Origin of the sequence: Kitasatospora sp. NPDC057542 (genome assembly GCF_042801945.1) — a bacterium.
Taxonomy (GTDB): Bacteria; Actinomycetota; Actinomycetes; order Streptomycetales; family Streptomycetaceae; genus Kitasatospora.
In genome coordinates, this window is sequence record NZ_JBHVFE010000344.1 from 1 (window position 1) to 9,836 (window position 9,836).

The 9,836-nt window shown below is 72.7% G+C and carries 9 protein-coding genes and 1 pseudogene; 4 read left to right on the plus strand and 6 right to left on the minus strand.

All coding sequences use genetic code 11. The features are described from left to right. Positions 1-131 precede the first annotated feature (131 nt). Together ACFU7Y_RS31970 and ACFU7Y_RS31975 are read right to left on the minus strand one after the other, a co-directional pair. Complete coding sequence (locus ACFU7Y_RS31970) at positions 132-908, minus strand: SGNH/GDSL hydrolase family protein (RefSeq protein WP_380770473.1); 777 nt, start codon at positions 906-908, stop codon at positions 132-134. A gap of 248 nt (positions 909-1,156) precedes the next feature. Then, positions 1,157-1,510, minus strand: a pseudogene (locus tag ACFU7Y_RS31975) (winged helix-turn-helix transcriptional regulator); the annotation flags it as partial. Positions 1,511-1,607: 97 nt separating this feature from the next. Between ACFU7Y_RS31975 and ACFU7Y_RS31980 the strand changes: the two are divergent. Both ACFU7Y_RS31980 and ACFU7Y_RS31985 read left to right on the plus strand, forming a co-directional pair. After that, positions 1,608-2,822: a pyridoxal phosphate-dependent aminotransferase gene (locus ACFU7Y_RS31980; protein WP_224281988.1), complete on the plus strand. Its 1,215-nt coding sequence runs from the start codon at positions 1,608-1,610 to the stop codon at positions 2,820-2,822. A 21-nt stretch (positions 2,823-2,843) separates the two neighbouring features. Next, positions 2,844-3,176: a YnfA family protein gene (locus tag ACFU7Y_RS31985; RefSeq protein WP_224281989.1), complete on the plus strand. Its 333-nt coding sequence runs from the start codon at positions 2,844-2,846 to the stop codon at positions 3,174-3,176. 42 nt (positions 3,177-3,218) lie between these two features. Here the strand turns inward: ACFU7Y_RS31985 and ACFU7Y_RS31990 are convergent, their stop codons facing one another. From ACFU7Y_RS31990 to ACFU7Y_RS32000, 3 genes are all read right to left on the minus strand, one after another. After that, positions 3,219-4,886, minus strand: coding sequence for a metallophosphoesterase family protein (locus tag ACFU7Y_RS31990; RefSeq protein WP_224281990.1), 1,668 nt, complete (start codon positions 4,884-4,886; stop codon positions 3,219-3,221). Between the two features lie 198 nt (positions 4,887-5,084). Beyond that, on the minus strand, positions 5,085-5,339 hold the full coding sequence (locus ACFU7Y_RS31995) for a hypothetical protein (RefSeq protein WP_224281991.1): 255 nt from the start codon (positions 5,337-5,339) through the stop codon (positions 5,085-5,087). A gap of 140 nt (positions 5,340-5,479) precedes the next feature. Then, a complete protein-coding gene (locus ACFU7Y_RS32000; protein ID WP_224281992.1) occupies positions 5,480-5,896 on the minus strand; it encodes a (2Fe-2S) ferredoxin domain-containing protein in 417 nt (138 codons plus the stop codon). Positions 5,897-6,092: 196 nt separating this feature from the next. Between ACFU7Y_RS32000 and lepB the strand changes: the two genes are divergently transcribed. Then, on the plus strand, positions 6,093-6,746 hold the full coding sequence (gene lepB, locus ACFU7Y_RS32005) for a signal peptidase I (protein WP_224281993.1): 654 nt from the start codon (positions 6,093-6,095) through the stop codon (positions 6,744-6,746). A gap of 16 nt (positions 6,747-6,762) precedes the next feature. On the opposite strand, the gene ACFU7Y_RS32010 is transcribed toward lepB, so the two are convergent. Then, positions 6,763-8,418, minus strand: a complete 1,656-nt coding sequence (locus ACFU7Y_RS32010; RefSeq protein ID WP_224281995.1) for an FAD-binding dehydrogenase — start codon at positions 8,416-8,418, stop codon at positions 6,763-6,765. Positions 8,419-8,754: 336 nt separating this feature from the next. Between ACFU7Y_RS32010 and ACFU7Y_RS32015 the strand changes: the two genes are divergently transcribed. After that, entirely contained in the window at positions 8,755-9,693 is a 939-nt protein-coding gene (locus ACFU7Y_RS32015; RefSeq protein ID WP_224281997.1) for an SGNH/GDSL hydrolase family protein, read from the plus strand. Positions 9,694-9,836: the final 143 nt, after the last annotated feature.

A 9,836-nucleotide genomic window follows, 5' to 3' on the forward strand; every position in this document is an offset into this window, starting at 1 on the left:
AAGGCGGAGGAGGGAGCCACTGCGGTGGGGGCACCTCCCGGCCGAAGGCTGGGGGCCATTGGCGACCGACGACAACGCGGCGAGGTGCGTGCCCCGGCGTCGCCCCGCAGACGCGAGTTCGACGACAGGCCCTAGCGGTACGGCAGCAGCTCCGGCCGCTTCGCCGGGCGGCCGTCGCCGGAGGAGCGGCCGGTGAGGCGGCGGCCGATCCACGGGCCGAGGTGGGTGCCCAGCCAGCGGGCGTCCTCGCGCAGCCGCTCGGCGCGGCCGGCCGGGGCGGCGGCGGGCAGCGGGGCGCGCCAGTCGAAGGCCGCGGGTCGGCCGAGCGCCTCCAGCACGCCCTCGGCGACCCGGCGGTGCCCGTCGGGCGACAGGTGCAGCCGGTCCTCGGCCCACAGCCGGCGGTCGTCGAAGCAAGGCGCGGAGAACAGGTCGACCACGGCGAAGCCGTCCTGCCAGCCCAGCTCCTGGACGAAGGCCTTCATCCGCAGGATGGCGGGCAGCAGCCGGGCACTGCCCGCCAGGCGGCGGGTGGGGTCGGTGCTGGTGAACAGCACGACGGTGGCGCCGGTGGCGCGCAGCTCGGCGGCGCAGCGGCCGAGCTGCCGCTCGACCGCGTCGATGTCGCAGCCGGGGCGCAGTACGTCGTTGAGCCCGCCGGCCAGGGTGACCAGCTCGGCGCCCATCGCGGCGGCGGGGGCGAGCTGTTCGTCGTGGATCTGGCCGATGAGCTTGCCGCGGACGGCGAGGTTGGCGTACCGGAAGTCCCCGTCGGAACGCTCGGCGGCCAGCGCCGAGGCGACCCGGTCGGCCCAGCCCCGGTGGTGGCCGTCCGGCAGCAGGTCGTCGCACATGCCCTCGGTGAAGGAGTCGCCGACGGCGACGTAGCTGCGGTAGGGGGTGGGCACGGGCCGGCCTCCGCTCTCCTGAGATGGCTTCGCGGTCCGACGATCGTACGTGCGTGCCCGTTCGGGGCCGCGCGGGCCCCCGGCGCTCATCGCCCGTCGAGTGTTCGTTCATCGGCCCGGGCCATCCTGAGGCCACGGGGCGGCGGTCGGCGACGGGGGCCTTGCCGCCGCCCCGCCCGTCCCTCCGGGCACGCCCTCGGCCGTCAGCCGGCCGCGACCGCTGCCTCCTCCTCCGCCTTCCGGGGCGTGAACCAGTGCTCCCGCACGGCGTCGGTGGGCCGCTGCTCGCCGAGGGCGGCCAGGCCCCACTCCCCCAGCGCCTCGACGACCGGCCGCAGTTCGCGGCCGCGCCCGGTCAGTTCGTAGACCGTCGCGCTGGCGGGCCGTTCCAGCCGGCGGCGGGTGACCAGCCCCTCGCCCTCCAGCTGCTTGAGCCGGGCGGCCAGGATGTCGGTGGAGACGCCGGGCAGGTCGGCGTGCAGGTCGGTGTAGCGGCGCGGGCCGCCGAGGAGCTCACGGACGATCAGGAGGCTCCAGCGCTCCCCCACCGCGTCCAGGGCGCGGGCGACGGCGCAGTACTGGTCGTAGCTTCGGCGTGACATGTGGATCAGCATAGCCAAGAGGTTGGACTTTCCAAGTACACACTTGGTAGAACAAAGCTGAAGCAACGGAGCGGTGGTGACGGTCGGGAGGCCGCAGATGGAGTTTCGGCAGTCCAGCAAGCTGAATGACGTGTGCTACGAGATCCGGGGCCCGGTGGTCGACCAGGCCAACGCCCTGGAGGAGGCCGGGCACAGCGTGCTGCGGCTGAACACCGGCAACCCGGCCCCGTTCGGCTTCGAGGCGCCCGAGGAGATCATCCAGGACATCATCCGCAACCTGCCCAAGGCGCACGGCTACAGCGACTCGCGCGGCATCCTGCCGGCCCGCCGCGCGGTGGTGCAGTACTACCAGCAGCGCGGGGTCCAGGGCGTCACCGTCAACGACGTCTACCTCGGCAACGGTGTCTCCGAGCTGATCCAGATGGCCGTCACCGCGCTGGTGGACGACGGCGACGAGGTGCTCGTGCCGATGCCCGACTACCCGCTCTGGACGGCCGCGGTCCGGCTGGCCGGCGGCAAGGCCGTGCACTACCTGTGCGACGAAGAGGCCGAGTGGTACCCGGACCTGGACGACATCGCCGCCAAGATCACCGCCCGCACCAAGGCGATCGTCGTCATCAACCCCAACAACCCCACCGGCGCGGTCTACCCGAAGGAACTGCTGGAGGGCATCCTCGACCTGGCCCGCCGCCACCACCTGATGGTGCTGGCCGACGAGATCTACGACAAGATCCTCTACGACGGCACCGAGCACCACTGCCTGGCCGCCCTGGCCGACGACGTGCTGACCCTCACCTTCAACGGCCTCTCCAAGTCCTACCGGGTGGCCGGCTTCCGCAGCGGCTGGCTGGTCGTCTCCGGGCCCCGGCAGCACGCCACCGACTACCTGGAGGGCCTGACCATGCTCTCCGGCATGCGGCTGTGCCCCAACGTGCCCGCCCAGTACGCCGTGCAGGCGGCGCTCGGCGGCCACCAGTCCATCAACGACCTGGTGCTGCCGAGCGGGCGGCTCACCGAGCAGCGCGACATCGCGGTCAAGGCGCTCAACGAGATCCCCGGCGTCAGCTGCGTCAAGCCCAAGGGGGCGCTGTACGCCTTCGCCAGGCTGGACCCGGCGGTGCACCGGATCGTCGACGACGAGCGGTTCGTGCTGGACCTGCTGCTGCGCGAGAAGATCCACGTCGTCCAGGGCACCGGCTTCAACTGGCCCCGCCCGGACCACTTCCGCTTCGTCACCCTGCCCCGGGCCGACGACCTGGAGACGGCCGTCAACCGGATCGGGCGCTTCCTGGCCACCTACCGGCAGAGCTGACAGCACGTACGCTGGGCGGCCATGACCGTCCTGCGCTCGATCGCCCTGTTCGTCCTCGCCGCCGTCGCCGAGATCGGCGGCTGCTGGCTGGTCTGGCAGAGCGTGCGCGAGCAGCGGCCGTGGTGGCTGGCCGGCCTGGGGGTGGTGGCGCTCGGCGCGTACGGCTTCGTCGCGGCCCTCCAGCCGGACAGCCACTTCGGCCGGGTGCTGGCCGCCTACGGCGGGGTGTTCGTGGCCGGCTCCCTGCTGTGGGGCATGGCCGTCGACGGTTTCCGGCCGACCCGCTACGACGTGCTGGGCGCGCTGATCTGCCTGGCCGGGGTCGCCGTCATCATGTACGGGCCCCGGCGTTGAGGTCCTCCCTCACCGCCGGGGCCCGCCGGGTGCGTTCTGGGACTACCAGCCCCAGCCGCCGCCCTGGCCGTCGTCGTCCCGGTTCGAGTCCCAGCCCTCGCCGACCTTGCGCAGGATCGTGTAGTTGTCGATCTGCGTGCCGTCCTCGGCCAGCGCGGTGACCTTCATCACCGACTTCTGGCCCAGGTGCTTCGGGGTCACGTCGACCTTGATGAAGGAGTAGCCGGTGTAGCGCACCCGCGACCACTGGATGGTCTCGGGGGTCTTCACCCGGCCCTTGCTCCAGTAGTAGGTCTTGACCTCGTCCTGGTGGTTCTCGTGCCCCTCGTAGGTGTCCGGCACGTCGAACTTGTACAGGCTGCGGCCGGCCGCACCCGCGGTGACGTAGACCACGCCGTCCTTGGCCGGCTCGATGGTGGCGCCGCTCGGCACCTGCTTCGAGACCTTGTTGCCGAGGATCGCGTCGGTGCGCTCGTAGATGTGGTTGTGGCCGTTGATGACCAGGTCCACCCGGTACTTCTCGAACAGCGGCACCCAGGCCTCGCGGACACCGCCCTCGGAGGCGTGCGCGACGGTGGTGGAGAAGGCGCAGTGGTGGAAGAAGACCACGACGAAGTCGATGGTCTCGTCGTTGCGCAGGTCCTTGAGGGTGCGCTCCAGCCACTTGGTCTGCTTGTTCGCCGAGATGCCCAGGTTGGCCGGGATCTCGTAGGAGACGTCGTTGGCGTCCAGCGAGATCACGCCGACGTTCTTGTAGCGGAAGGTGTAGACGCCGGGGACGGTGCGCGGGTCCGGGCCGTTGTTCGGCAGGAAGAAGCGGGCGTTCTCGCCGCCGTAGCCGTTCGGCGAGTACCAGGCCTCGACGTCGTGGTTGCCGTACGCGACCATCCACGGGATGTCGGCGGCGACCGTCTCGGTCTGCACCAGGAAGTCGTCCCAGGTCTTCGCGTTGAAGACGGACTTGTCCGGGTCGGTGCCGGAACCGGCCGGGTCGGCGTAGCAGATGTCGCCGGCGTGCAGGTGGAAGGCCGGGTTCTGGGCCTTGATGATGTGGTCGTTGCCGGCCGCGTGCGAGCTGACGCCCTGGTCGCCGAAGGCGGTGAAGGTGAACGGCTCGTACACCTTGCCCCAGCGGTGGTCGCGGGAGGGCGCGGTGCGGAAGGTGTGCAGGGTGGAGATCTGCTGCTGCGAGGCCGGGTCGAAGCCCTCGTGGCCGACACCGTAGTAGTAGGTGGTGTCGGGGTGCAGGTCCTCCAGCGCCACGTGCAGGTAGTACTGGTCCACCGGCTGGCTGTTCGGGGTCAGCGCCGGGGTGTGCAGCGCGCGGACCTCGGCCTGGACCTTGTGGCTCAGCTCCCACGGGGTCTTGCCGAAGCGCAGGAACGGCTTCTTGACCGGGGCCGGGACCTGCCAGGAGATGCGGAACTGGGTGTCCGGCTCGGGGCCGAACTGGAGGTGACGGCCGATCGGCGCGACCAGCGAGCCGTCGACGCCGTCGGTCGTGCCGCCGGTCAGCAGCTGCGGGCCGGCCGGAGCGGCGAAGGCCGTCCCGTTGCCCAGCGCTCCACCCACGGCGACGGCACCCACGGTCACGGCACCGGCGCGCAGCATCCGGCGGCGGGAGAAGCGGGCCCGCAGGTACTCGTGCTGCTCGGCCATGCTCATGCGGTCGGCAAGCTTGGCCGGCACGCCCATGTTGGGGATATCCATGCGCGGGACTCTTTCAGCGGCGCGTTGATCGCGCACGGACGCCGGGTGAACGGGCCGCAGCGTCCCGCCCATTCGAACGCCAATGTTCGACCATGATTCGGTAAAGGACGTGTCCGTACCGTGTCGACGCCGCATCATGGCCCCCGCCCGCCCCTCGGCCTGAGTGGACGTCGGGGTGGGTGCGACGGGCGGGCGCGGTCAGCCCGAGGGCTCGTCCCAGTGGGTGGCGGCCCGGTTTCCGGTGCCGTCACAGGTGCGGCAGATCTCGTCCCGGTAGGCGTGCTTGGCGCCGGTCGCGTCCACCCGGTAGCGCACGTACACCCCGGTGCCGTCGCAGAGGAAGCAGTTGCCGCCCCCGCCGCCCACCTCGGTGGTGCCGGTGCCCTGGCAGGTCCGGCAGCTGAGGCCGGCGGTCCGGCCGGTGCCCGCGCAGATGCGGCAGACCGTCGTCATCGGCTTCCTCCCTCGCGCGCAGACGGCTCGGCACCGTCCGGAACGGCCCGATGCCACCGGTCATGGTAGTGGCGAAGGCCCTCGGACCACCCCGGCTGCATACGATCCGACGATCAGTCAGTAGAGCCGAGGATGCGGCCTCAGTCGGGCAGGCCCTCGCGGACCCGCCGGGAGACCGAGATCAGCTGGAGGTCGAGCAGCCCGGGCGGGTCGGCGAGGCCCGGACCGCCCGCGCGCACCCAGGCGGCGATCTCGTCGATCATCTCGTCCATCAGCACGAAGCCCAGCCAGACCGGCCGGCCGCCCGCCGCCCGGCCCTCGGCGGAGGGGCCGACCACCACCACGTTGGACTGGGTGCACACGTCCAGGCACTTGACCGCCCGGACCCGGCCCGCCGCGCCCACCGCCGTCCGCAACCGCTCGTACTGGCCCGCGTGGTCCACCCCGGGGTGCTTCGCCTCGGTGCCGCAGCAGCAGCCCCGGCAGACGGTGACGGTCACGGGGGCGCCGGCGCCCCGCTTGCGCTCCCGGACACCGTCGCGGTCTCGGCGGCTCATCGGTTCTCCTGACCCCTCCTGGTCGGCGGCGCACTGCGCACCGGCCTCCGCACTGTACCCGTCACCCAGCACCGCCCCGGCCACGGGTCGGACCCGGAGGAGGGTGCCCCCAACAGGAACTCACCCTTCCGATTAAGCTGCGCACAGCTCCGCGCGGGTACGGGGGAGGAGCGGGACCGGGGAGAGGGACGGACGGATGCCGAAGCGAAGGGCCCGAGGCCTGTGGGTCTCACTGGCCGTGGCCGTGACCGGAATCCTGTGCGTGGCGCTCGGGGCCTCGGTGGTCCTGACCGGCGGCTACTCGGTCCATCGGATGACGGGCGGCACGATGCGCCCGGAGCTGCGGGAGGGCGACCGGATCCTCTCCGACCGCGTCGCGGCCGCCGACGTCCGGCGCGGCGAGGTCTACCTCGTCGACTCCCCCTGGATGCTCGACCACCTCGTCGTCTCCCGCGTCGCGGCCCTCGGCGGGGACCGCATCGCCTGCGCCAACGGACAGGCCACGCTGAACGGGCGGCCACTGGACGAACCGCCGGCCCGCCAGGCCCACACCTGCTACCTGGACTTCGACGTCACCGTCCCGCCCGGTCGGGCCTTCCTGATGGGCGACCAGCGGGAGAGCGCGATCGACTCCCGGGTCGACACCGGGGACGAGTTGCAGGGCACCGTCGACCTCGCCACGCTCACCGGGCACCGGGTGGTCTGGCACAGCGGGCCCGACACACCCGGGCTGCCGGGGAAGCTCACCGGCGCCGTCGTGCTGGGCGCGCTCGGGGTGCTGCTCGCCCTCGGCGGGCTGATCGCCGCGCTCGTCACCGGCGGCGCGGCCCGCCGCCGAGGGGATTCGTGACCCGGCCCGCGCCCCACTACCCGAGCGCCCGCGCCGCCGCCCGTCCCGCCGTACGGCCCGAGAACAGGCAGCCGCCCAGGAACGTGCCCTCCAGCGAGCGGTAGCCGTGCACGCCCCCGCCGCCGAAGCCGGCCGCCTCGCCGGCGGCGTACACCCCTGCCAGCACCTCGCCGTCCGGCCGCAGCACGCGGGAGGACAGGTCGGTCTCCAGTCCGCCCAGCGACTTGCGGGTCAGGATGTTCAGCCGGACGGCGATCAGCGGGGCGGCGCCCGGGTCGAGGATGCCGTGCGGGGCGGCGGTGCGGACGAGCTTGTCGCCGAGGTGGCGGCGGGCACCGTGGATGGCGGCGACCTGGAGGTCCTTGGCGAAGGGGTTGGCCAGCTGCCGGTCGCGGTACTCGACGGTGCGGCGCAGCTCGTCCGGGTCGATCAGGGGCTCGTCGGTCCTGGCGTTCATGCCCCGGGCGAGGTCGGCGAGGTTGCCGGCGACCACGAAGTCCCGCCCGTGCCGCAGGTGGCCCCGGACCGGGCCGGGGGCGCCGGGCAGCGCGCGGCCGAGCACGCCGCGCACCGACTTCCCGGTCAGGTCGGGGTTCTGCTCGGAGCCGGAGAGGGTGAACTCCTTCTCGATGATGCGCTGGTTGAGCACGAACCAGGTGTACTCGTACCCGGTGGACATGATGTGCTCCAGCGTCCCGAGGGTGTCGAAGCCGGGGAACAGCGGGACGGGCAACCGCCGCCCGCGCGCGTCCAGCCAGAGCGAGGAGGGGCCGGGCAGGATGCGGATGCCGTGCCGGGCCCAGATCGGGTCCCAGTTCTCGATGCCCTCGGTGTAGTGCCACATCCGGTCGCCGTTGATCAGGCTGGCCCCGGCCCGGCCGGCGACCTCCAGCATCAATCCGTCCACGTGCGCGGGCACGCCGGAGAGCAGCCTGGCGGGCGGGGTGCCGAGCCGGGCCGGCCAGGCCTTGCGGACCAGATCGTGGTTGCCGCCGATGCCGCCGGAGGTGACGATCACGGCCTGGGCACGCAGTTCGAAGCTCCCGGCGACCTCGCGCGAGCTGGCCTCCCCCCGGCCCGCCGGGCTCGCCACCAGCACCTCGCCGGTGACGGTGTCGACGGCGCCCGCGGTGGCGGACAGCCCGGTGACGCGGTGCCGGAAGCGCAGGTCCACCAGGCCGCGCGCGGCGGCGGCGCGGACCCTCCGGACGAAGGGCTCCAGCAGGCCCGGCCCGGTGCCCCAGGTGATGTGGAAGCGCGGCACCGAGTTGCCGGGCCCGTCGGCGAGGAAACCGCCGCGCTCGGCCCAGCCGACCACCGGGAAGAACCGCACGCCCATCGCGCGCAGCCAGGACCGCTTCTCACCTGCCGCGAAGTCCACGTACGCCTCGGCCCAGCGGCGCGGCCAGGCGTCCTCGGCCCGGTCGAAGCCGGCCGTGCCGAGCCAGTCCTGCCAGGCGAGGGCGTGCGAGTCGCGGATGCGCATCCGGCGCTGCTCGGGCGAGTCGACCAGGAAGAGGCCGCCGAAGGACCAGTGCGCCTGGCCGCCGAGGGAGGCCGCGGGCTCCTGGTCGAGCAGGATCACCTTCCGTCCGGCGTCGGCGAGTTCGGCGGCGGCCGCCAGGCCCGAGAGTCCCGCTCCGATGACGATGACGTCGGCGTCCAGGGCCATGCGCAGTCCTCCGTCGCGGCTCGCGGTGGCGGCGCGCCCGGGGCGTGCCGTCGCTGTGCGCCCGATACTGCGGCCTGCGGTGACGTCCGGTCAACCGGTGGGTGACAACCGTCGGCGCGAATTCCGCTCCGGGCCGTTTCGGAAATGCCGGCGATACCCATGCGATACCGGGTGGAGCGAAATGCGAAATGCGATCAGGGACGGCCTGGCGGAATGTCGGCAATTTCCGCGCAAACCATGGACGCCCGGGAAACCTGGCAGTAACTTACCTGCGAGTAGCTGTGGCCCGGCTCGGCACGACCCCCCACCCGTCGTTTCTCTCCCCCAGGAGGAACCGTGCTCCGCCCTGCCCGGAAATCCCGGCACCTCCGGAATTCCACCGCGCTCGCCGCCGTCGCCCTCGGCGCCGTGCTCGCGCTCACCTCCACCACCGCCCAGGCCGCCACCCCGGCACCGAAGCACTACGTGGCACTCGGCGACTCCTACGCCGCCGGCGCCGGCGTGCCGGGCCAGTCGGCCGGCCTGTGCCTGCGCTCCGACCGCAACTACGGCCACCTGGTCGCCGCCGCCCTCAAGGCCGGCACGTACACCGACGTCACCTGCTCCGCGGCCAAGATCAAGGCGATGACGCAGCCCCAGTACGACGCCTTCATCAGGGTCAACGACCCGCAGCTGGACGCGGTGAGCGCCGACACGGACCTGGTCACCCTCGGGATCGGCGGCAACGACCTCGCGGCCAGCGACCTCGGCCTCGGCGAACTGGTCGCCACCTGCATCGCCGGCGCCGTCGTCAACCCGTTCGGCACGCCCTGCAAGGACGTCTACCACCACGGCTACTGGGACTGGAGCACCATGTCCTGGCAGTACGGCACCGACGACCTGGCCGAGCGGATCCGCACCACCATCGCCCCGCAGCTGGCCGACACCCTCAAGCGCATCCACGCCAAGGCGCCCGGGGCCAAGGTGCTGCTGGTCGGCTACCCGTCCGTGCTGCCCGCCGACGGCTCGAAGTGCATCCTGCGCCAACCGGTGACCCCGGGCGACGTCGAGTACATGCACGGCGTGCTCGACAAGCTGAACGCCGCCCTGAAGTCCACCGCGGCCGCGAACGGCGCGGCCTACGTGGACACCGCGACGCCGACCGTCGGGCACGACGTCTGCTCGGACGACCGCTGGATCGAGGGCGCGCTGCCCGGCTCGCCCGCCGTGCCGTTCCACCCGAACGCGACCGGTGAGCAGGTGATGGCGCAGGCGGTGCTCGCCGCGCTGAAGTAGCGGGGCACCGCAGCCCGCCCGGAAGGCCCCGTGGGGCCGGTGACCAGACCCCCGGCCCCCGCCCCACCGCGGCGTGCGCGTCCAACACGGAGTCGCCCCAGGCGGCGGCGGAGGCGGGGGCCCACCCCGCCCACCCCCAGTCT